The following is a 24,126-nucleotide window of genomic DNA, read 5'->3' on the forward strand; positions in this document are numbered from 1 at the left end:
CCCGGCGCCCCGCTTCGATGACATCCCAGTTCGATGACATCCCAGTTCAATGACTTGCCAGTTCCAGACTTGCCAGTTCCAGACTTGCCAGGACACATGATGACCGACGGTTTCCCGCGCGCGTCGCTGACGGTCCCGCCCGCCACGGACTTCGTCAGTCATCTGCGCTGGCTGGCCGAGACCCATGGGGAGGTCTCCGCCCTTCATTTCCTCGACGACCCGCAGCGGGGCGAGGTCACGGTCACCTACGCGGACCTCCACCGTCGGGCGGGGACCATCGCCGCGCGGCTTCGGCAATCGGCGAAGCCCGGCGACCGGGTCTGCCTCCTGCTCGATACCGGGCTCGACTACGTCGCGGGCTTCTTCGGCTGCCTCCAGGCCGGCCTCATCGCCGTCCCGGTCTTTCCGCCGGAGCCGCGCCGGGCGCAGCATCAGGCGCGCATCGCCGCCATCATCGGTGACGCCGAACCGGCGTTGATCCTCGTCCATCGCGACGACGCGGACTCCGTTCACGCCATGCTCGCCACGGCGGGATACCGCAGCGCGGTTCTACCGGTGGAGGACATCTCTGCGGACGATCTCGGCGACGCGCACACCGCCGACAGGCTCGAGGCGGCGCCGTCGCCGGACGAGGTGGCCTTCCTGCAATACACGTCGGGCTCCACGGCCGTGCCGAAGGGTGTGATCGTCAGCCATGCCAACCTCGTGGCCAACGAGCGGCTGATCCGGGTCGGGTTCGATTTCCGCCCCGACGACGTCATGGTGAGCTGGCTTCCGCTCTATCATGACATGGGCCTGATCGGCGGCATGCTCCAGCCGATCTATGCGGGCATCCTGGGCGTCCTCATGTCGCCCAAGCATTTCCTCGGCCGCCCGGCGCGTTGGCTGGAAGCCATCCACCGACATCGCGGGACGGTGAGCGGAGGCCCCGATTTCGCGTTCCGTCTGTGCCAGGACAGGGTCGATGACGAGACCGTCGCCCGGCTCGACCTGTCCAGCTGGCAGATCGCCTTCTCGGGCTCGGAGATGGTCCGGGCCTCGACCATGGCCGATTTCGCCGAGCGCTTCGCTCCCGCCGGGTTCGACGCCCGCGCGCTGAGGCCGTCCTACGGTCTGGCCGAGGCGACGCTCTTCCTCTCCGCTGGCACGCGCGGCGAGGGCATGCGGTCCCTCGACCTCGATCCTGCCCTCCTCGCGGAAGGCCGCGCCGTCACTGCGGCTGACGGCACCCGGCTGGTGGATTGCGGCTTCGAGCAGCCCGGGCATCCGATCCACATCGCCGGTTCCGATGGGGGATCGCTACCGGACGGGACCATCGGCGAGGTCATCGTCTCCGGTCCGAGCCTCGCCCAGGGCTATTGGCGCAACCCCGAAGCGACGGCGGCCGCTTTCATCGAACGGCACGGCGTCCGTTGCCTGAGGACGGGCGATCTCGGCTTCCTGCATCAGGGCCGGCTCTTCCTCGTCGGGCGCGAGAAGGACCTCATCATCCTGCGTGGCCAGAACATCTATCCGCAGGACGTGGAGCGGGTGGTGGAGCAGGGCGTCGACATCCTGCGCCGGGGCCGTATCGCCGCCTTCTCCGTCGAGCGCGACGGGCGCGAGGGCATCGGCGTGGCGGTGGAGGTGTCGCGCACCGTCCAGAAGCTCGCCGCGCCCGAGGCGATCGCCTCGCTGGTATCGGAGGCCGTCGCCGACGCCTTTCTCGAGACCGCGCGCGTCGTGGTCCTGCTCAATCCCGGCGGCCTGCCGCGCACATCCAGCGGGAAGATCCAGCGCGGCGCCACGCGACGCGGATGGGAGACAGGCTCCCTCGACGCCTACGCGGTGGTGGAGGACGGCCGGCGCATCGATGGGGATAGCGCGCAGAGATGCGGTGAGGCCATGGCTCTGACTGGGCTGGACGCGCGCCTCGCCGCGATCTGGTCCGTCATCCTCGACCGGCGCGACCTGACCCGTGACAGTCATTTCTTCGCCCTCGGTGGCAATTCCATCGCGGCCATCGGGATGCTCACCGAGCTTCGCGCGGCCATCGGTGTCGCGATCCCGCCGCAGACACTGTTCACGCATCCCCGGCTCGGGGCTTTCGCCGATGCGGTCGGGGCGGAGATCGCGGCCGGTACGACGGCTCTCGTGATCGCTCCGGCCTCCCGTGACGGAGCGCTTCCCCTGTCGCCGGCGCAGGAGCGGCTCTGGTTCGAGGCGGAATTCGGCGATGACGAGCGCCACCATATCGCCGGTGGAATTCACCTCCACGGCGCCCTCGATCGGAGGGCCCTGGACCGCAGCCTCGCCGCCCTCGTCGCACGGCACGAAGCCTTCCGCACACGTCTGCACCGCCGGCCCGACGGCCGGGCCGAGCAGGTGATCGTGGCCGGCTGCGACGTCGCGTTGCCCGAGATCGATCTCACCGGGTTCACCACCCAGGAACGCGAGGAGCGGTTCGCCGTTGTCTGCCGCGAGACGGCGGAGCGCCCGTTCACCCTCGCCGGCGGCCCCCTCGCGCGCTTTACCCTGGTCCGCCTCGGCGGAGCCCATCACGTCCTCCTGGTGACTCTGCACCACATCGTGTCCGACGGCTGGTCCATGGGCGTGATCCTGCGGGAATGGCCGGCGCTCTACCGGGCGGAGGCGGAGGGCCTGCCAACCAGTCTGCCCCTCCTCGCGATCCAGCCGGTCGATATCGCCGCCTGGCAGGCGAGCCAAACCCGTGCCGATACCATGGAGGCCGACCTCGCCTGGTGGCGCGAACGCCTTTGTGAACCCGAGCCCGATCTGTCCCTCACCGATCGCCGGAGACAGGTCGGAGTACCCGACCGCGTCCTCCGGCACGGTTTCATGATCGGCGAGGGGGTGAGCCGTCGGATCGCGGCCCTGGCGGGGGAGACGGGCACGTCGCCCTTCACGGTCCTGCTCGGCGCCTTCGCCCTCTTCCTGCATCGTTATGGCGACACCCGGAGCCCGCGCATCGCCATGCCCGTGGCGGGTCGCCACCTGCCGGGCGTCGAACACCTCGTCGGCGTATTCGCGAACACGCTGGTGCTGCCGGTATCGATCGACCCGGCGTCGCCGGGACGCGACGTGGTTAGCCAGCTATGGATGTCGCTGACCGACGCCCTTGCCCATCAGGATCTGCCCTTCGAGCGACTGGTGGAGGCGCTGCAGCCGGAACGCATTCCCGGCCGTGCCCCCTTGGCCCGCGTGATGATCAGCCAGCAGCCGGCGACCTTGGGCGATCTCGGCACGGTCGCCGGCCTGAAGCTCGAAGCATTCGGGCGGGATACCGGCACTCCCGCCTACGACCTCGTCCTGGAAGTGACGGAGAAGGACGGCGGCCTGTCTGCGACCTTCGCCTATTCCGAGGCCCTTTTCGACACTGCCACCATCGCCCGGTTCGAGGAGGGCTACCTCGCCCTGCTCGGCGGCCTGACCGGCACCCCGGCCCAGCGCGTCGATGCCCTTCCGCTGGTCCCGGCCTCCTCCCTCGCGGCTCTGTCCTCTCCCTACGCGGACGGGATGCCGCTGTCGGAAGCACTGGTGCCGGCGCTGATCGGCGAGGCAGCGCAGGCCGATCCCGACGCGCCGGCGGTGATCTGCGGGCCGCGCACCACCACGTTCGGCGAGCTCGACCGGGCCGCCAACCGCCTCGCCCACCGGCTGATCCGCGAAGGCATCGGTCCCGAGGCGGTGGTCGCCGTGGCCCTGCCGCGCGGGCCGGACCAGATCGCCGCCTTCCTCGCCATCCTGCGGGCCGGGGGCGCGTTCCTGCCCCTCGATCCGGCGCAGCCGAGGGCGCGTCTGGCCGCCCTCCTGCGCGATGCCGGCGCCCGCCTGCTGCTGGTGCAGGGCACGGCCCTCGACGGGCTGGCGCGGGAGGCCGGGATGGGAGAGGCCGGGATGGGGGAGGGCGCGACGCTGGACCCCTCCGCCCTCGACCTCTCATCCGAGCCGGAGACCGCGCCGTCCCGCCTGCCCCATCCGGAGCAGCTCGCCTACGTGATCTACACCTCGGGCTCCACCGGGACACCCAAGGGCGTCGCCGTGGCGCACGGACCGCTGGCCCGGCATGTCCGCGCCACGGGGGCCGTCTACGGCACGAGCCGGGAGACCCGCGAACTCCACGTCCTGTCGATGAGCTTCGACGGGGCGCAGGAGCGCTGGATGGTGCCGCTGGCCTTCGGCGGCTGCGTCGTGCTCAAGCCCGACGGGCTGTGGACCCCGCGCGAGGCGCTGGACGCCATGGAGCGTCATCGCGTGACCCATGCGGGGTTCCCCACCGCCTACATGCACCAGCTGGCGCTCGAGGCGGCCAGCGGCCCGCGCCCGAGCCGGCGCTCCTATGCCTTCGGCGGCGAGGCCCTGTCGCGGGAGAGCTTCGGGCTGATCGGCCGGGCGCTCGACCCGACGCTGCTGATCAACGGCTACGGCCCCACCGAGACGGTGATCTCGCCCCTGGTGTGGCGGGCCCGGGCCGGGGACGCGGTGGAGGGGGCCTACGCGCCCATCGGCCGGGCGGTGGGGGACCGGCGGGCCTACATCCTCGACGCGGCGTTGCAGCCGGTGCCGGTGGGGGTGACCGGGGAGCTGCATCTGGGGGGCGACGGTCTGGCGCGGGGCTATCTCGGCCGGGCCGGGCAGACGGCGGACCGGTTCATCCCCGACCCGTTCCCGGATCTGTCGGGGCGGGTCGGCGGCCGGCTCTACCGCACCGGGGATCTGGCGCGTTGGCGGGCGGACGGGACGGTGGAGTATCTCGGCCGGGCGGACGCGCAGGTGAAGCTGCGGGGGTTCCGGATCGAGCTCGGCGAGGTGGAGGCGGCGCTTCTGGCGCAGGAGACCGTGGCGGGCGCGGCGGCGGCTTTGCGGCAGGGTCCGGCGGGTCCGCTGCTGGTGGCCTATGCGGTGGCGGCGGCCGGGGCGGTCCTCGACGCGAGCGCGCTCCGGGCGGACCTCGCCCGGCGGTTGCCGGACTACATGGTGCCGAGCCGGATCGTGGCGTTGGAGCGGTTGCCGCTGACGCCCAACGGCAAGCTCGACCGTGCGGCGCTGCCGGAGCCCGAGCCGCTGGCGGAGACCGCGTGTGGAGCCTCGCGCCCGCTCACCCCAACCGAGACGGTGGTGGCCGACATCTGGGCCAGCGCGCTCGGCCTCCCCGCCATCCCCCCGGACCAGAACTTCTTCGAGGCCGGCGGCGATTCCATCCTCAGCCTGCAGATCGTCGCTCGCCTGCGCGAGGCGGGCTTTGCCGCAACGCCGCGCCAGATCTTCGAGCATCAGACCGTCGCCGCCCTGGCCCGCGTCATCGCCCGGCCCGATGGGGCGGAGGCGACGGTATCCGTGCCGGAAGGCCCGGCGCCGCTGACGCCCATCCAGCACTGGTTCTTCGAACAGCCGATGGCCCGGCGGGACCATTGGAACCAGTCCCTCGAACTCGATGCCCGCGTGAGGCTCGACGCCGATCGCCTCGGCGACGCGCTGGCCGCCCTGGTGGCCCATCACGAAGCGTTGCGCTACGCCTTCGGCCACGATGCGACCGGAGCCTGGATCCAGGAGCCGGTAGCACCCGCGATGCTCGCCGAGCCCCTGTCCATCGTCGATGTGGAGAGCGACGACGAGGCGCGGACCTGTTTCCTCGCCGCCGAGCGCAGCCTCAACCTCGCCGATGGCCGCGTCTTCGCCGCCATCCTGGCGAACTTTTCCGACGGGCGTCAGCGCCTGCTTCTCACGGCCCATCACCTCGTTGTGGATGCCGTGTCGTGGCGCATCCTCGTCTCCGATCTCGACCTGCTCTATCGGGGAGACGCATCGGCGCCTGCCGCCGCGACCCCCTTCCGGGCCTGGGCGCATCGTCTGCAAGATCACGCGGCGGAGATCGCAGGCCGGAGCGAGGCTTGGGTGCCCGCGCCTTCGGCCGGCCGCCTTCCCGTCGACCGACCCGAAGGCGCACGGGACCAGCATCACGCCGCGACGAGGACCCTCGTCCTCGATCCATCCCTCATATCGGGGCTCGACCGCCTGCGCGCGGTCTACGGGATGCGGCTCGACGAGGTGCTCCTCGCCGGCCTTTCCCGCGCCATCGCCGCCTGGTCGGGGCAGAAATCACTGGGCGTCACCCTGGAGCGCCACGGGCGGGACGGGGACGCTGCGAACCTTCCCCTCGATCGCACCGTCGGCTGGTTCACCACCCTGGTTCCGATCGCCCTGTCGATATCGAGCCACGTCGGCCACGATATGAAGTCGGCAAAGGAGGCGGTGCGCAGCCTCCCTGGGGACGGTTCGGGCTACCCGGTCCTGCGCTACCTCGGCTCGGCATCCGAGCGCGCGAAACTCTCGGCCCAGCCCTGGCCGGAGGTGACGTTCAATCACCTCGGCACCGTCGTCGACATCGACGCCGGTTCCCTGTTCTCCATCGATGCCGAATCGATGCGGCTGTCGGCGGATCCCGCCGCTCCCCTCGGCGCCGAGCTCATCGTCGACAGTTTCCTGCGGAACGGCGCGGTCACCCTGCGCCTCGGCTATAGTGCCGCCCGTTTCGACGGGACCACCATCGACCGCCTCGCCGAAAGGCTCGGTGCCGCGTTCTCCGCCCTCGCCGAGCACGGCCTCGACCCCATGGCCGGCGGCGCGACACCGTCCGATTTCCCCCTGGCCGCCCTGACGCAGGACCGGATCGACGGCCTCGATCTGCGGGACGTGACGGACATCTATCCGCTGACCCCGACGCAAGGCGGCATCCTGTTCCACGCGCTGGCCGCGCCGGAAGCCGGGCTCTACGTCAACCAGCTCGGCGTCACGATCCGCAACCTCGATCTCGACCGGTTCGCGGCGGCCTGGCGCGCGAGCGTCGCCCGCCATCCGATCCTGCGCACGAGTTTCCTCTGGACCGGCGACCTCGCCGCTCCGCTCCAGCTCGTGCATGCCTCCGCCGAACTGCCGATCACCCGGCTCGACCTGAGCGACTGCGCCGACGCCGATCTCGATGCGCTGGCGCAGGCCGAGCGCGCCCGCGGCTTCGACCTTGCGCAGGCACCGCTCATGCGCCTCCTTTTGGTCGATCTTGGCCAAGACCGGCACCGGCTGATCTGGACCTGCCACCATCTTCTTCTCGATGGATGGAGCAATGCGCGCCTGATCTCCGAAGTGCTGCGCCACTATGCCGGAGAGGTGGTCGAGGCACCGACCCGCCTGTTCCGTGAGCATCTGACCCGCCTGTCGCAAAGCGACCGCAGCGCCGACGAGGCGTTCTGGCGCGAGGCTCTGTCCGGGCTGGACGAGCCGAGCCTCCTTGCCCCGGCTCTGTCCGGCGAGACGGGGGCGAGCGGACACATCGCCATCGACACTGCCCTCGGCGAGGCACGGACCGACCGTCTCCAGACCTTCGCCCGGCGCGAGAAGGTGACGCTGAACACGGTGTTCGAAGCGGCCTGGGCGCTGACCCTGAGCCGCTTTTCCGGGCGCTCCACCGTGGCCTTCGGCGCCACCGGGTCGGGCCGGCCGCCGGACGATGGCGGGATGCATGGCGTGCTCGGCCTGTTCATCAACACGGTACCGCGCTGCGTCGGCCTGCCCGGACATCTGAACGTCGCGGACTGGCTACGTCGGCTGCAAGGCGAGGCGGCGGCCCTGCGCGAGCACGATCTCGCCTCGCTCGCCGACATCCAGGCCTGGGTCGGACGCGGCGGGCAACCGCTGTTCGACAGCCTCCTCGTCGTCGAGAACTACCCCCTCGACGCCGTTGTCCGCGACCGCAGCCTCGGCGGGTTGGAATTCGGCCCGGTCACGACCCTCGAAGCGACGGACGTTCCCCTCACCCTGTCGCTTCTCCTCGACGGCGCGCCGCGCCTGAACTGGAGCATCGACCAGGCCCGGATCTCCTCCGCCGAGGTCCGGCGCCTGAACGCGCAGGTGCTTCACATCCTCGATGCCCTGATGGATGCGGGCGACGCGCCCCTCGATGCCCTCTCCCTCGTCCCGCCCGACGAGATCGAGGCGGCGCGGCATCGGGCCGCCGCCCTCCGGCCATCGCCGGCCGAGCCCGCGATCCATCTCAGGATCGCTTGGCAGGCGGGTCGGCGACCGCAGGCCGTGGCCGTCACGTGCGAGGGCGAACAGGCGACTTATGCCGACCTCGAAACCCGCGCCGCGCGCCTCGCGCGGCGTCTGGTCCGCGAAGGGGTGCGGCCGGGCGATCTCGTCGGCCTCTGCGCCGAGCGCTCGATCTCTCTCGTCGTCGGCATCCTGGCGATTCTAAAGAGCGGAGCCGGCTATGTTCCCCTCGATCCGGCCTATCCGCCCGATCGCCTCGCCTTCATGATCGCCGATTGCGGGGCCCGGCACGTGCTCGCCACGACCGGCCTCATCGACAGTCTGCCCGAGGCCGGCCCCAGGCCGATCCTGATGGACGGTCCGGCGGCGTCCGAGGACGGAGACACACGGCTGCCTCCGGCACCCCACCCGGAGCAGCCGGCCTACGTGATCTATACATCGGGCTCCACCGGCCGGCCGAAGGGCGTCGTGGTCACCCATGCCAACGCGGCGCGACTGCTGACCACCACGCAGGACGATTTCGGCTTCGCCGAGGACGACGTCTGGGCGCTGTTCCATTCCTACGGGTTCGATTTCTCGGTCTGGGAGATTTTTGGCGCGCTCTGTCACGGCGGGCGTCTCGTCGTGGTGCCACACGAGGTGGCGCGGGCGGCGGACGCGTTCCTCGACCTTCTCGTCCGCGAAGGCGTGACGGTGCTGAACCAGACCCCGTCCGCCTTCCGGCCGCTGATGCAGGCGGCCCTGGCGCGGCCACGGGAGATGGCGCTGCGCCACGTCGTGTTCGGAGGGGAAGCCCTCGACGTCTCCGCCCTGCGCCCGTGGTTCGAGCGTTTCGGCGACGCTTCTCCCCGCCTCGTCAACATGTACGGCATCACCGAGACCACCGTTCACGTGACCTACCGCCCCCTCGTGATCGACGACGCGACGCGGACCGACAGCCCCATCGGCGAGGCCCTGCCGGATCTCACCCTGCACCTCCTCGACGCCTCCCTCGACCCCGTGCCGGATGGGGTGGTGGGGGAGCTGCATGTGGGCGGCGCCGGCTTGGCGCAGGGCTATCTCGGGCGTGCCGCGCTGACGGCCGAGCGCTTCGTGCCGGATCCGTTCGGACCGCCGGGCGCGCGCCTCTATCGCAGCGGCGATCTGGCCCTGCGGCGGTCCGACGGCACGCTGACCTATTTCGGCCGCGCCGACGGACAGGTGAAGCTGCGCGGCTTCCGGATCGAGACGGGGGAGATCGCTGCCGCCCTGCGGGCGGAGCCCGGCGTGATCGATGCCGCAGTCATCCTGCGCGACGCCGCCGGCGACAGTCACCTCGTCGCCTATGTGGTCGGCGACGGGATCGACACGGAGCTGCTGCGCAAGGAAATCGTTCGCCGGCTACCGTCGCATATGGTGCCGGCTCACATCCTCGTCGTCGCGGCCCTGCCGCTGACCCCGAACGGCAAGCTCGATCTGCGCGCCCTGCCGGCGCCCCTCGCGACCTCGCGAGGGTCGGACGCGCCCGAAGGGGCCATGGAGATCGCCCTGGCCGAGATCTGGCGCGAGGTGCTGGACGTCGAGACGCTGGGCCGGGACGACGACTTCTTCGCGCTGGGCGGCCACTCCCTCACCGCGGCGCAGCTCGCCATGCGGGTGAAGCAGCGCCTCGGTCTCACCGTGCCGATCCGTGCCCTGTTCGAGGCGCCGACCCTGCGCGGCTACGCCCTGGCCGCGACGTCGAGCGAGGTCGCGGCCGATGACCGGGACGCCGCCGCCGACCTGTCCGACATGGACGCCCTTCTCGCCGATCTGGAGGCCTGAATGACTGGCCAAGCCGCCGATCTCAGCCGCCGCTTCGCCCGGCTTCCCACCGACAAGCGGCGGGTCTTCCTCGACGCCCTGGCCGCCCGCGGCATCGACTTCTCGCGCCTGCCGATCGTGGCGGGGGACGAGGAAGCCGGTGGCGAGAGGGTCGCTCCCCTGTCCTACGCGCAGGAGCGGCTGTGGCTGATCGGACGGATGGGGGGGGACGCGGCCCTGCTCCATATCGCCGGGGGGCTCGATCTCGCCGGGCCGCTCGACCGGGGCGCCCTGGCGCGGGCCCTCGACGCCCTCGTGGCGCGGCACCCGGCCCTGAGGACGGGGTTCCAGTCCGGCGAGACCGACGAGGTCGAGGCGGTCACCGCTGCAATCGTCGCGACGAGCCTGCGGGAGGTCTCGCTGGAGGCCGAAGACAGGACCCTCGCCGAGGAACGCGTCGCGTCCCTGTCGCGGGAGGAGGCACGGCGGCCCTTCGATCTGGCGGCACCGCCCCTGTTGAGGGCTGTGCTGGTGCGGATGGAGGCCGAGCGCCACGTCCTGCTCCTGACCATGCACCACCTCGTCTCCGACGGCCGCTCGGTGGAGATCCTGCTCGCCGACCTGATGCGGCTCTATGCGGCGGGCGAAGAGTCGGGCCTGCCACCGCTGCCGATCGCCTATGCCGATTACGCGCGCTGGCAGCGCGACTGGCTGGAGGCGGGCGAGCTCGAGCGCCAGCTCGGCTGGTGGCGGGACCGCCTCGGGGCGGCGGAGAGCGTGATCCCCCTGCCGACCGATCGCCCTCGTCCGGCGGTCCAGAGCTTTCGTGGAGCGGCGGTGGATTTCGCGGTCGATGCCGATGTCGCCGCCCGCCTCGAAATCCTGGCGCGGCAGGCCGGCGCCACCACCGCCATGGTCCTCCTCGCCATCCTGTCCCTGGTGCTCCGGCGCTATACCGGCGAAGCGGATCTGCGCATCGGCGTGCCGGTGGCGAACCGCAACCGGCCGGAGACGGAGGGGCTGGTGGGCCTGTTCGTCAACACCCTGGCGATCCGCGTCGTCGTCGATCCGGGTGCGAGCGTCCTCGACCATGTGCGGGTCGTGCGCGACGCCATGGTGGATGCTCAAGGACACCAGGACCTGCCCTTCGAGCGTCTGGTGGAGGCACTCCAGACGCGCCGGACCGTGAGTCACACCCCCGTCGTCCAAGTGATGCACAGCCACCGGGTCGAAGGCCCGTCCCGGTTCACGGTGGGCGATCTCGTCGTGTCGCCCTTCGGACGCGGGACCGGCAACGTCCAGTTCGATCTCGTTCTGGAGACGGTGGCGGAGGCTGGCGGGGCCTTGCGCGGGTCGTTCGGCTATGCCCGCGACCTGTTCCAGCGGGATACCATGGAGCGGATGCGCGACGGCTTCCTCACTCTGCTGCGCGGCGCGGTGGAGGAGACCGGCCGCCGCGTCGATGCCCTTCCGCTGGTCCCGGCCTCCTCCCTCGCGGCTCTGTCCTCTCCCTACGCGGACGGGATGCCGCTGTCGGAAGCACTGGTGCCGGCGCTGATCGGCGAGGCAGCGCAGGCCGATCCCGACGCGCCGGCGGTGATCTGCGGGCCGCGCACCACCACGTTCGGCGAGCTCGACCGGGCCGCCAACCGCCTCGCCCACCGGCTGATCCGCGAAGGCATCGGTCCCGAGGCGGTGGTCGCCGTGGCCCTGCCGCGCGGGCCGGACCAGATCGCCGCCTTCCTCGCCATCCTGCGGGCCGGGGGCGCGTTCCTGCCCCTCGATCCGGCGCAGCCGAGGGCGCGTCTGGCCGCCCTCCTGCGCGATGCCGGCGCCCGCCTGCTGCTGGTGCAGGGCACGGCCCTCGACGGGCTGGCGCGGGAGGCCGGGATGGGGGAGGGCGCGACGCTGGACCCCTCCGCCCTCGACCTCTCATCCGAGCCGGAGACCGCGCCGTCCCGCCTGCCCCATCCGGAGCAGCTCGCCTACGTGATCTACACCTCGGGCTCCACCGGGACGCCCAAGGGCGTCGCCGTGGCGCACGGACCGCTGGCCCGGCATGTCCGCGCCACGGGGGCCGTCTACGGCACGAGCCGGGAGACCCGTGAGCTCCACGTCCTGTCGATGAGCTTCGACGGGGCGCAGGAGCGCTGGATGGTGCCGCTGGCCTTCGGCGGCTGCGTCGTGCTCAAGCCCGACGGGCTGTGGACCCCGCGCGAGGCGCTGGACGCCATGGAGCGTCATCGCGTGACCCATGCGGGGTTCCCCACCGCCTACATGCACCAGCTGGCGCTCGAGGCGGCCAGCGGCCCGCGCCCGAGCCGGCGCTCCTATGCCTTCGGCGGCGAGGCCCTGTCGCGGGAGAGCTTCGGGCTGATCGGCCGGGCGCTCGACCCGACGCTGCTGATCAACGGCTACGGCCCCACCGAGACGGTGATCTCGCCGCTGGTGTGGCGGGCCCGGGCCGGGGACGCGGTGGAGGGGGCCTACGCGCCCATCGGCCGGGCGGTGGGGGACCGGCGGGCCTACATCCTCGACGCGGCGTTGCAGCCGGTGCCGGTGGGGGTGACCGGGGAGCTGCATCTGGGGGGCGACGGTCTGGCGCGGGGCTATCTCGGCCGGGCCGGGCAGACGGCGGACCGGTTCATCCCCGACCCGTTCCCGGATCTGTCGGGGCGGGTCGGCGGCCGGCTCTACCGCACCGGGGATCTGGCGCGCTGGCGGGCGGACGGGACGGTGGAGTATCTCGGCCGGGCGGACGCGCAGGTGAAGCTGCGGGGGTTCCGGATCGAGCTCGGCGAGGTGGAGGCGGCGCTTCTGGCGCAGGAGACCGTGGCGGGCGCGGCGGCGGCTTTGCGGCAGGGTCCGGCGGGTCCGCTGCTGGTGGCCTATGCGGTGGCGGCGGCCGGGGCGGTCCTCGACGCGAGCGCGCTCCGGGCGGACCTCGCCCGCCGGTTGCCGGACTACATGGTGCCGAGCCGGATCGTGGCGTTGGAGCGGTTGCCGCTGACGCCCAACGGCAAGCTCGACCGTGCGGCGCTGCCGGAGCCTGCGCCGCTGGCGGCGACCGCGAGCGGAGCCTCGCGCCCGCTCACCCCAACCGAGACGGTGGTGGCCGACATCTGGGCCAGCGCGCTCGGCCTCCCCGCCATCCCACCGGACCAGAACTTCTTCGAGGCCGGCGCGAACTCGCTCACCGCCCTGCGCGTGCTCACGGCGCTGGGCGCGGCGTTCCCGGACCGCAGCCCGACCATCGCCGACATCTTCAACAACCAGAGCGTCGAAACCCTGGCCGCGGCTCTCACCGCCGATGCGGTCGGCACCGCGCAGGTGGTGCGCCTGCGGGCGACGGGCGACCGGCCGATGCTCTACTGCTTCCCCGGCCTGATGGTGAACACCCGCGAATACGCGCCCCTGGTCCGCCGCCTCGGGCCGGACCAGCCGGTCACCGGCTTCGTCTGCTACTCGCTGACCGATGCGCGCAAGAGCGTGGTCTCGGTGGAGGACATCGCCGCGCGCTACGCGGAGATCATCGAGAGGGAGAGCGCCGGGCGCCCCTGCGCCATGCTGGGCTGGTCCTGGGGCGGCGTCCTCGCCTACGAGGCGGCGCGGATGCTGGGCTCGCGCATCGATCTTTCTTTCGTCGGCATGCTCGACGTCTGTGATATCGATGTGAGCTTCGCGGTCGGCGCCCTGCCGGTGCTGACGCCGGAGCATCGCCGCCACCTTCAGGATGGCGTCGCGTCCTGGCTGGAGCGCTCGCCGATGCGGGCCGACTGGGAGGATCTGTTCCGGCGCATGGACCCGGAACTCACCGAGCAGTTCCTCGCCTATGTGGCGGCCGCCCCCGACCCGCTGCCCCTCGACGGGCCGGGAGTCGGCAGCAAGGAATACGAACTCTGGACCTTCGTCGACAACACGCTGCTGTACCGCCGCTACCGGGCGGAAGGCTTCGATTGCCCGATCCGGGTCTGGCTCGCCGGCCGCTCGGTGGAGCGCGGCCTGAACCACGTGGAATGGAGCCGCTACTCGCGCCGGGTGGAACAGGTGACCGTGATCCCGGACGTCACCCACCGCGAAATCGTGGATTCCCCGGCCTTCCACGACAGTTTCGCGGCCGCTCTATGACCGGACCGCGTCACTCGGCCTGCGCGCCCCCTCCGCTCGGGGGGCTACTGGATTCAGACATCTGCTTTTTCGGGCAGACCACGTCCTTCTCCCCCTCGTGGGGCTACGATGTTCCCACATCTCGCGGGCAGCACGGGTCCCCTCTCCTGGAAGGAGAGGGACAGGGTGAGGTGTGTGGCCTCTCCGGAGATGGACCACACCTCACCCCAACCCTCTCCTTCCAGGAGAGGGAGCCCGTCGCGCCTCGGGTCGAACCCTCTTGGGAAGCGGGAACAGCCGTCGGGCAGAGGTGTGAGTCCAGGAGCGTGTGGGGAGAGGTCAGGAGCGGGGGGGCCGCCAGTTTCCGCACACTGAGGGTCACCCGACCACCCCCACCTCCAACTCCTCCCCACAAGCTCGACGGATCTCGGGCAGGCCCGAGATCCGCTGGGGAGGAGGGTCGCGCATCCCGCGACATGCGCGAATGGCGTGGGCGGGAGGGGGCAGCCGGTCCATCGCGGCGACCGGCCAGGGAGGCGCGTTGCCTATCAATGCTAGATCGCGCCCGGCGCGAACACCATCAGGGTCGGGCTCGCCGCGGCGGAAAAGCCGAGGCCGGCGTAGAGCCGTTCCACATGGCCGCCGGCCAGGCATTGGAGCATCAGCGTCTCTGCGCCGGCCTGCCGGGCACTCGCCATCGCCGCCCGCGTGACCAGGGCGCCGAGGCCGTTCCCGCGTCGCGTCGCGAGGCTGCCGACATTGTAGAGTCCGGCAAGGCGGCCCGCCCGGTAGATCGAGGCACAGGCCACCGGAACGCCGTCCGCGCTCACGGTGAGGTGGCGCGTCTCGACGCCCTCGACGGGCCGGGCGTTGCGCAACACCGGCAGGAAGACCGCCTCGGCGATCGCGTTCACGCACGCGTCGTCGTAGAGGCCGCCGCAGACCGACAGGTAGCCCTCACCGGGGGCGGCCGCGTCCTCCGTCGCGAGCGTCAGCCCCTCCGGCATGACCGGCGCCTGCGCGCCTCGGCAATCGCCCAGCATCCAGCGGGTCGGGAAGGCCGCCTGCAGATCCGGATGGTCGCCGAGCGTGTCCGCGCTCTCGGTGACGAGGATGGCCGGGAGGCGGCCGCGCCGCGCGGAGGTCGCCCGCACCCAGGCGAGGTCGGTCGTTTCAATGCCGACGTTGAAACCCGGCTCCGAGATTGCGTTCGACCAGAGGTAGCGCCCGCCATCCGGCGTGGTTTCGATGCCCGAGACGTAGCAGCCCGCCTGCATCAGGCAATGGGCATCGAGCATCTCGCGAAAATCGACATCTGTCATGCATTCTCCCGTTTCGGTTCGATGGCGGCAAGACCTGACGCGTCCTGTTCCTTGCTGAAGGCAGGTGCCGTTCGCGTGCTGATATGGGAGGCTGCCCCGGTTTGTCGACGGTTTGTCGATGAATATAGCATATTTACAAGTGTAATGATGAATATATGGAGTAATTATTCAATCAGACAGGGGGTTTTAGTGTCAGTGTGTGCCACAGATCAAATTTTTAGCCTGCCTGTTGCGGGCGTCGCGATCACGGCGCCGGAATCGCGGAAGCACGAGCGACCCGTCATCGGGCTGCGATCTCACGGCGACGAAAGCGCGGAAAGACTTCTTATGATGGTAGATTTTCTATCCATTACAAATAATCGATCGGGTGCGCTTCGATGAAGTCAGTCACCTTGTTTTGCGTTGTATGTCGGTCATTCCTCGTTTACGGCCACCAGCCGATCCGCGGCCAGATTTCGCGCCGTCCCGCCATCGTGGAGAACATCCCGTGACAGCCATGGCTTCCGAAGCCCAGGTGCGCCTCGCCGATGCCGGGCGCTACATCGCGGACCTGTGCGAGCATTTCCTCGAACACGACATCCCCGTGCTTCACGAGCCGGGACGCGGGCGGGTCGATTTCGACGTCGGCACCGGCACCCTCGTCGCCGCCGAAGGCCTGCTCGCCCTTAAGGCGGAGGCCACCGACGAGACCTCCCTCGCCGTCGTCAAGTTCATGCTCGCCTCGCATCTCCAGGAGCTTCCCGGCGCCACGGACGCGTCCATCGTCTGGACCGGCGACGGCTGCGCGGACGAGACGATTCCGAGCTTGCGCGAAGTGACGGTCCGCCGCGTCGTGGATCTCACGCCGCATATGCGCCGGATCACCTTCGTCGGCACGGATCTGGCGCGCTACGACGCGTTCGACATGCATGTGCACGTCATCATCCCGCCCGCCGGCCATGCGCCGCAATGGCCGGCGCCGGGAATCGACGGCATCCCGGTCTGGCCACAGGGGGAGGGCGCGCCCTCCATGCGCACCTACACGATCCGCCGCATCGACGTGGCTGCGGGCGAGATCGACATCGACTTCGTCATGCATCACGACGCCGGCCCGGGCGCCTCCTTCGCCAAGCGCGCCAAGGCCGGGGACGTGGTCGGCCTGCTCGGCCCCGGCGGGCGCAGCGCCGGCGCGGCGGAGTGGTATTGCCTCGCCGCCGACGAGACCGGCCTGCCCGCCATCGGCCGCATCCTCGGGCGGCTGCCGGGCCATGTCGGCGGGGTCGCGGTGATCGAGGTCGACGGTCCGGCCGACGAGCAGGCGCTCGACCGGCCGGACGGGGTGGAACTGCGCTGGCTCCACCGCAACGGCGCAGCGCCCGGTACGACGACGCTCCTGGCGGATGCGGTCCGGGCGATCCCGTTTCCGGACGATCGCACGGTCTTCGCCTGGGCCGGCACGGAGTTCGATGCGTTCAAGGCCCTGCGGGCCCATTGGCGCAGGACCTGTGGCCTCACCCGTGACCAGCATCTCGCCGTGGCCTATTGGCGGCGCGGCGCCGACGAAGACGCCAAGGACGAGGATTGAAGCGTGAGCGCCAGGAGAGCCGTGTCAAAGAGCGTCGTCCGGGGCGGCATGGCACCATGATGCTCGACCTGTCTCCCCTGCGCGCGAGCCGGGGGTTCCAGCTGCTCTATGCGGCGCGGGCCGCCTCGTTCCTCGCCTTCGGTGTGCTCGGCGTCGCCGTGAGCCTGCAGATGTACGCGCTCACGTCCTCGTCGCTGCAGGTGGCGTTCCTCAACGCCGCCGTGGCCGCGTCGATGGGGCTGGCGCTCATCGTCGGCGGCTGGCTCGCCGACAGCTACGATCGCCGCGCGGTGATGGTCTGGTCGCGCACGGCCCATCTCCTCACCATCCTGATCCTCATGGCCAACGCCGCCCTCGCCGAACCGATGGTCTGGCCGATCTACGCGGCGGCCGTCGTCGGCGGCTCGACCTTCGGCTTCGGCATGCCTGCGATCATGGCCGCCACCCCGGCCCTCGTCGGGCGCGAGCACCTGTCGGGAGCGGCCGCGCTCACGGCGGTCGCGGCGCAGGCGGGCGCCATCGCCGGGCCGTTCCTCGCCGGGGCGATCACCGCCGGTGCGGGGCTCGTCGCCTGCTACGGAGTCGTGGCGCTCATCTCCGGCATCACCCCGATCGTGCTCGCCTTCCTGCCCCCCCTGCCGCCTTTTGTGGAGACGTCCGCCGCGGCGTCCCTTCCCGTCCTCGCCGCCGACGAGGCCGGCTTCATGGGGGGCTTGCGCTACATCGCCCGCTCGCCCCTGGTCCTGAGCCTGCTCCTCGTCGATCTCGTCGCCCTGGTCTTCGCGGTGCCCTACGTTCTGCTGCCTGAACTCGCGACGCATGGGCTCGGCGAAGGGCCCGACAGCATCGGCCTGCTCTATGCCGCCCCTTCGGTCGGCGCGCTCTTCGGCGCCCTGGCCTCGGGCCGCGCGGGGGCGAGCCCGTTCGCCGGGCGCTGGCTCGTGGCCTGCGTCGCAATCTGGGCCTGCGCCTGCATCGCGCTGGGCTTCAGCGACGGCATGGTCCCCGCTCTCCTCTGCCTGGCGACGCTCGGCGCCGCCGCGAGCCTTGCCGGCATCCTGCGTGCGGCGCTGATCCAGCGAGCGACCCCGGACGCGATGCTCGGCCGGGTGTCGAGCCTGTGGGTGCTGGAGGAGACGATCGGCCCGGCTCTGGGCGGCATGCAGGCGGGGACCACGGCCCATCTCGCCTCGGCGCGGATCGCCATGGCGGCGGGGGGCGGCCTGTGCCTCGCCGCCACCGCCGCCATCGCGGCGCTGACGCCCGCCCTCCGGGATGCGAGCCTCGCCTCGGAAGCAAAGAAGAAGGTCGAGGATCTCGCCCTGGCTGGTGTCGATGCGCGCTAGGAGGGCCGTCGTCTGCCTGGCAGCCTGCGTTCTCGTGCTGGCCTCTCCGGCCGTGCGCGCGGAGAAAAAGCTGCCCGCCCAGCCGCGGGTCGCGGCCCTCGACTGGAGTGCGGTGGAGCTGCTCCTCGGCCTCGGCATCGTGCCGGTCGCGGTGACGCAGCCCGAGAACTACAACCGGACCGTGGTGGCGCCGGCGCTCCCCGAGGGCGTGGTCGATCTCGGCCTCGTGGTGGAGCCCAATCTCGAGGTGCTGGCGAGCCTGAAACCGGACCTCATCCTCGCCAACCCGATCCAGGTAGCGACGCAAGGGGCCTTCCTGTCGCGGATCGCCCCGACGGAGGCGGTCTCCATCGCCAATGCCGGGGGCGATCCCTACGAGCGGGCGAAGACGGAGACGATGCGCGTCGCCGTGCGTCTCGGCCGCGTCGATGAGGCCAGGGACCTGGAGGCACGGACCGAGGCGACTCTCGCGCGGGCCGAAGCGAGCGCCTGCCCCGCCGACCGGCATCCGACCTACCTCGTCTGGATCGTCGATCACCGCAACATCGTCGTCTACGGCCGCACCAGCCTGTTCCAGACCGTGCTCGACCGCCTCGGCATCGCGAATGCCTGGACCGGCGCCAGCAACGCCTCCGGCTTCACGGCGGTGGGGATCGAGCAGCTCGCCACCGGCCCGGCGGATGCGCGCATCGTCCATATCGGGCCGATCCAATCCGACGCCGCCAGGGCGCTGGCCGGCAGCCGACTCTGGCAGACGTTGCCGGCTGTGCGCGGGCATCATGTCGACGTGGTGGCCCCGGTCTGGTTCTACGGCGGCCTGCCGGCCATCGCGCGCTTCGCCGACCTGATGGCCGATCTCTCGAAACGGGATTGTCCCCGTGGCTGAAGTGGATCTCGCCGAGCCCCGCCTCGATGCCCTCGTGCCGCGCCGGTCGCGGATCGGCGGGACCATGCTCCTCATCGGCGCCGTGGCCCTCGTGGCCGGGCTCCTCACCCTGCGCACGCTCACTGCCGACATGGCCCTCGTCCCCGCGCTGAAGGCTTTGTGGAGTCCCGACTGGACCGACATCGCCCAGGTGATCCTGCATGAGAGCGTGCTGCCGCGGATCGTCACTGCGTGGCTCGCCGGGGCCGCCCTCGCTCTGTCGGGGGTGGTGCTGCAGCAGGTGCTGCGCAATCCCCTCGCCTCGCCCTCGACGCTCGGCATCTCGGCCGGGGCGCAGCTCGCCCTGGCCCTGGCCTCCCTGTTCGCGCCCGGCCTGTTTTCGCAAGGGCGGGAGGCGGTAGCGCTCTCGGGCTCCGCCCTGGCGGTGCTGGCGGTCTTCGCGCTCGGCCGCGCCAAGGGCTTTGCCCCCCTCGCTCTGCTGCTGGCCGGCCTCGTGGTCGAGCTCTATTGCGGGGCGATCCAGACCCTCCTCGTCATCCTGCATCAGGAGCGGCTGTTCGGCCTGTTCGTCTGGGGGGCGGGGTCGCTCGCCATGAACGATTGGAGCGCCCCGGCCTATCTCGCGCCTCGCCTGGCGGTCGCCGCCCTCCTGGTGGCGCTGATGGTACGGCCGCTCGCGGTGCTCGACCTCGACGAGGCGAACGCCAAGAGCCTCGGCCTCTCCCTCGGCCGGGTCCGGTTCCTCGCCGTGGCCGTCGCGGTGGCGCTCGGCGGCTTCGTGGTGGCGGGGGTGGGCGTCATCGGCTTCGTCGGGTTCGCCGCGCCGATCCTCGTCCGCCTCACCGGCACGCGCACCCTGCGAGACCGTCTCGTCGCCGCGCCCCTCCTCGGCGCGGCCCTGATCTGGCTCACCGATTCCGTGGTCCTGGCCCTCGCCCCCATCGTGCAGGTGCCCACGGGAGCGCTCGCCGCCCTCGTCGGCGTGCCGATGCTGCTCTGGCTGCTGCCTCGCCTGCGCGGCGTCGGCTCCCTGCATCCGCCGGAAGAGGGCGCCTCGGCCCGGATCGCGCGGCCCTGGCGCCTGGTCCTCTTGGGAGCGGCGTCGCTGGCCCTCCTCGTCTTCATCGCGCTCACCCTCGGCCGGGACATGGCCGGCTGGCATTGGAGCCTCGGGGCCGGCCTCGACGATCTGCTGCCCTGGCGCCTGCCCCGCATCGCCGCCTCGCTCGCGGCGGGCGCGATGCTGGCCATCGCCGGCACCCTGCTGCAGCGGCTCACCGGCAACCCCCTGGCGAGCCCCGAAGTGCTTGGGATCAGTTCCGGTGCCGCCCTCGGCCTCGTCGCCGTTACCATCATCCTCGGCACGCCGGACCGGATGGCGCTCCTCGGCGCCGGCAGCCTCGGGGCCCTCGCGACCCTCCTGGCGATCGCGAGCCTCGGCCGTCGCGCCGACACCGCGCCCGAGCAGATGCTGCTGGCCGGCATCGGCCTCACCACAGGGTTCGGTGCCCTCCTCACCATCCTGATGATCAGCGGCGATCCTTCCGTGGTGATGCTGCTCGGGTGGACGGCGGGCTCCACGGCGCGGGTGGCACCGGAGGATGCCGTGGCCGCCCTCGGAATCCTCGGCCTCGGAGCCGCCTGCCTTCCCGCGATGACCCGCTGGCTCGACCTCCTTCCCCTCGGCGATCCCACCGGCCGGTCGCTGGGGCTCGGCCTTCGCCGCAGCCGCCTCGCCATCCTCGTCGTGGCGGCGATCCTCACCACCGCGGCCATCCTGGTGGCGGGGCCATTGAGCTTCGTCGGCCTCGTCGCGCCTCAGGTGGCGCGGTTGTCGGGCCTCACCCGCGCGGCGCCGCAGCTCGCCGGTGCGGCGATCGTCGGCGCGCTCATCATGGTCGCGGCGGATTTCGTCGGGCGGATGGCGTTCTTTCCCTACCAGCTGCCTGCCGGATTGGTGGCGACCCTGGTCGGCGGGCCGTTCCTGATGTGGCTCCTGGCCCGCCGCTGAGCGTGCCCCACGAAACTCCCGGTCACGGTGGATTTCGCCCGGAGCACGACGGCGCAACGGGAGCTTTGTGAGAGATACTGCGTCTCCCGGAACGATGTCACCGAGGCTCTTGGCTCGAATTGTTCCAAAGTAGGAATGTGCTCCTTAGGCAACGCAGCCACAACTTCGGTCATCGAGTCGCAACTTCGCCTTGCTGTCAAAGACGCCGTGTGGATTTGTCTTACCGAGACTCGGTCTTTATTTTTGAATCGTTCTACGCCCTGCATCGGCAAGGACATCTCGCTTTGTCGCGACCAAGTCTGTGCCGTGTTTTCGACGATCAAGGTCTTCTCTATGTCTGATGGCATGTTGCTCTCCTCCGGCAAGTTCTCACACAAAACCGTGAGTGGCGTGCGCTGTCTCGCCGGGGTCTCCACCGTGGCGATGCTCGCCATGGCCCCCGCCCTGTGGAGCGGAGCGGCCCTCGCCCAGGCCGCGTCGGGCGGCACGGCGGCGGTGCAGCTCGACACCTTGTCGGTGCAGGGCTCGGGAAATGGTTCGGGAGGTGGCAATGGGGGTGGCGTGACGGCCGCCAATTCCTACGTCGTGCCCAGGAGCACGTCGGGAACGAAGACAAATGCGACCCTCCGCGAGATTCCCCAGTCCGTGTCCGTCGTGACGCAGAAGCAACTCGAGGATCGCGGCGCCGAGAACCTCGCGGATGCGCTCGCCTACAGCGCGGGTATCATCGCGTCGCCCCAGGGGCAGGATGGCCGCTTCGACCAGCTGATCATCCGTGGCTTCGACCAAACCCAGCGCGGCATCTACAAGGACGGGATGCGTCTGCCGCAGACGAGCTTCTCCGGCTTCCCGATCGAGCCCTACGGCGTGGAGCGCATCGACGTGCTGCGCGGTCCGACCTCGGGCCTGTTCGGGCTTAACGATCCGGGTGGCCTCGTCAACTTCATCACCAAGAAGCCGACGGTCGAGCCGCTGCGGGAAATCTTCAGTTCCTATGGCAGCTTCAACCGCAAGCAGTTCGGCTTCGACCTGAGCGGCCCTCTCAATCCTGAGAAGACGATCCTCTACCGGATCACCGGCCTGCTGCGCGAAGGCGGCACGCAGGTGGATTACACGCCGCTGGACCGGATCTACATCGCGCCCGCGGTGACCTTCGCGCCCTCGGCCGATACGAGCCTGACGGTGCTCGGCAATTATCAGAGAGACCGCACCGGCGACACGTTCCGCGCGATCCCGCGCGAATACACCAGAGGGAGTAATCCCTATAAGTCGGAGATGCGCAGCCGCTTCCTCGGGGAGCCAGGCTTCTCGCGCTTCCTCGCCGAGCATTTCGAGGGCGGTTACCAGTTTTCGCACCGGTTCGACGATCATTGGACCGTGCGCCAGAACCTGCGCTACGCCCATGCCTCGACCGACTACAACGCGATCTATTCCACGGGCGTCACCAATCCGGCGATACCCAGCACCGTCACCCGCGAGGCTCAGACTTGGCTCGAGGATTACGGCGTCTTCACCGTCGATACCCAGATCCAGCACGATGCGCAGTTCGGTGACATCAAGAACACCGCCCTGCTCGGGGTCGATTACAGCAAGATCAACAACAAGAGCGACCAGTACGGCGGTACGAGCTTCGGCCTGCTCGGGGTTGGTCCGTTCGTCGGCCCGCTCAACATCCTCAACCCGGTCTACGGCCAGCCCGTCGCGCAATTGCCGCGCTCCCTCCTGTCACGGTTGCAGCAGGAGCAAGTGGGCGTCTACGCTCAGGATCAGGTCAAGTTCTACGATCGTTGGCTGCTTAGCATGAACGCCCGCTACGATTGGGTGACCACGAAGACCAACGCCCAGAACCCGGTCATCGATGCCGTGCGCCAGCGACTCGACAGCTTCGGAGTTCCCAACGGCATCCCCACCACCTTCGGTGCGAACCAAGACGCGCAATCCTATAGCGGCCGGGTCGGGCTCTCGTATCTCTTCGACAACGGCCTGACGCCCTATGTCTCGGCCGCGCGCTCTTTCAACGTGTTGCCGGTCTTCCTTCAGAACAGCACGTCGGTGAACATTCCCGATGTCGGCCTCGTTCCCGTGACCTACAACATCACGCCCGCCAAGCCCGAGATCGGCGAGACCATCGAGGCCGGCGTCAAGTTCCAGCCGCCGGGCCAGGCTACCTCGATCCTCTTCTCCGTGTTCAACACGAAGAAGACCAACGCCTTGTTCTTCAACCCCAGTGATCCGTTGCAGCAGGCCTTCTACCAGAACGGTGAAGTCGAGGTGAAAGGTTTCGAGAGTGAAGCCACGGTCGACCTCCTCGATGGCCTGAAGCTCATCTCGTCGCTCACGGTCCTGCAGGCTGAAGTAACAAAGGACAATGCGCCTGACGGCAATCCCAGCGCGGTCGGGAAGCGGCCGATACAGGTGCCCAACTTCACCGCCGCAACCTGGCTCGATTATACGATCCAGACCGGGATGTTCCGCGGGCTCGGGATCGGCGGCGGTGTCCGCTACATCGGGGAATCGTTCGGCGATCCCCAGAACAACATCCGCGTGCCGGATTACGTCCTCTTCGACGCGTCGCTCCGGTACACCTACGAGAACTGGCGCTTTCAGGTGGCGGCCAACAACATCACGGACCGCGTCTATGTTGGCACCTGCTCGCAACAGGTCAATTTCGTCGGCTGCAATTACGGCGAAGGCCGCCGCGTGACGGGCTCCGTCACCTACCGCTGGTAGGCGACACGCATCCGATGAGATCGGCCCCGGATCGAAAGATCCGGGGCTTTTTCCCCGAAGTGTTGCTCAGGCGTCGTTGACGCGCCTCTCCGCCGGCGGCTAGCTTGGCCGCGACGGTTCCTCCTCGGAGGATCAAAAGGGAACGCGGTGAGGGTCTTGAGCCCGATGCCGCGGCTGCCCCCGCAACTGTAAGCGGCGAGTCCTTCATCAACACGTCACTGGGTGATCGCCTGGGAAGACGATGAGAGGGCGGTGACCCGCGAGCCAGGAGACCTGCCGTCAGTCGTGGTCACACGCGAAACGCATCGGGCGGGGTGTCCTGGTGGGGTGTC

8 protein-coding genes and 1 riboswitch are annotated in these 24,126 nt (G+C 70.2%); of the genes, 7 read left to right on the top strand and 1 reads right to left on the bottom strand.

The genetic code is table 11. The features are described 5' to 3' along the window. Positions 1–99: 99 nt before the first annotated feature. Both K368_RS0105790 and K368_RS0105795 read left to right on the top strand, forming a co-directional pair. Positions 100–9,849 (top strand): non-ribosomal peptide synthetase, encoded by a 9,750-nt coding sequence (locus K368_RS0105790; protein WP_245259511.1) that lies wholly within the window; start codon positions 100–102, stop codon positions 9,847–9,849. Further along, positions 9,850–13,956, top strand: a complete 4,107-nt coding sequence (locus tag K368_RS0105795; protein WP_027171574.1) for a non-ribosomal peptide synthetase — start codon at positions 9,850–9,852, stop codon at positions 13,954–13,956. Between the two features lie 533 nt (positions 13,957–14,489). On the opposite strand, the gene K368_RS0105800 is transcribed toward K368_RS0105795, so the two are convergent. Further along, on the bottom strand, positions 14,490–15,257 hold the full coding sequence (locus K368_RS0105800; protein WP_027171575.1) for a GNAT family N-acetyltransferase: 768 nt from the start codon (positions 15,255–15,257) through the stop codon (positions 14,490–14,492). A gap of 496 nt (positions 15,258–15,753) precedes the next feature. Here K368_RS0105800 and K368_RS0105805 point away from each other — a divergent pair, with 496 nt between their 5' ends. The 5 genes from K368_RS0105805 to K368_RS0105825 all read left to right on the top strand — a co-directional run bounded on the left by K368_RS0105805 (position 15,754) and on the right by K368_RS0105825 (position 23,794). Next, positions 15,754–16,821 carry a siderophore-interacting protein gene (locus tag K368_RS0105805; RefSeq protein ID WP_036265996.1) on the top strand — a complete coding sequence of 356 codons (1,068 nt, stop codon included), beginning with the start codon at positions 15,754–15,756 and terminating at the stop codon, positions 16,819–16,821. After that, positions 16,818–18,167, top strand: coding sequence for an MFS transporter (locus tag K368_RS23975; protein ID WP_245259512.1), 1,350 nt, complete (start codon positions 16,818–16,820; stop codon positions 18,165–18,167). The genes K368_RS0105805 and K368_RS23975 overlap by 4 nt, the downstream gene beginning before the upstream one ends. Next, positions 18,157–19,053: an ABC transporter substrate-binding protein gene (locus K368_RS0105815; RefSeq protein ID WP_027171577.1), complete on the top strand. Its 897-nt coding sequence runs from the start codon at positions 18,157–18,159 to the stop codon at positions 19,051–19,053. The genes K368_RS23975 and K368_RS0105815 overlap by 11 nt, the downstream gene beginning before the upstream one ends. Next, complete coding sequence (fhuB, locus tag K368_RS0105820) at positions 19,046–21,064, top strand: Fe(3+)-hydroxamate ABC transporter permease FhuB (RefSeq protein WP_027171578.1); 2,019 nt, start codon at positions 19,046–19,048, stop codon at positions 21,062–21,064. The genes K368_RS0105815 and fhuB overlap by 8 nt, the downstream gene beginning before the upstream one ends. A gap of 390 nt (positions 21,065–21,454) precedes the next feature. Then, the gene (locus K368_RS0105825) at positions 21,455–23,794 is read left to right on the top strand and encodes a TonB-dependent siderophore receptor (protein WP_245259513.1); all 2,340 of its coding nucleotides are present in this window, start codon (positions 21,455–21,457) and stop codon (positions 23,792–23,794) included. A 97-nt stretch (positions 23,795–23,891) separates the two neighbouring features. Continuing rightward, positions 23,892–24,090, top strand: a riboswitch (cobalamin riboswitch). Positions 24,091–24,126 lie beyond the last annotated feature (36 nt).

This window comes from Methylobacterium sp. 10 (assembly GCF_000519085.1).
Taxonomy (GTDB): Bacteria; Pseudomonadota; Alphaproteobacteria; order Rhizobiales; family Beijerinckiaceae; genus Methylobacterium.

Excerpts from the sequence above, each read along its gene's own strand:
- K368_RS0105800 (WP_027171575.1), bottom strand. The coding sequence starts at position 15,257 with ATGACAGATGTCGATTTTCGCGAGATGCTCGATGCCCATTGCCTGATG.
- K368_RS0105795 (WP_027171574.1), top strand. The coding sequence starts at position 9,850 with ATGACTGGCCAAGCCGCCGATCTCAGCCGCCGCTTCGCCCGGCTTCCC.
- K368_RS0105805 (WP_036265996.1), top strand. The coding sequence starts at position 15,754 with ATGGCTTCCGAAGCCCAGGTGCGCCTCGCCGATGCCGGGCGCTACATC.
- K368_RS0105815 (WP_027171577.1), top strand. The coding sequence starts at position 18,157 with ATGCGCGCTAGGAGGGCCGTCGTCTGCCTGGCAGCCTGCGTTCTCGTG.
- K368_RS0105790 (WP_245259511.1), top strand. The coding sequence starts at position 100 with ATGACCGACGGTTTCCCGCGCGCGTCGCTGACGGTCCCGCCCGCCACG.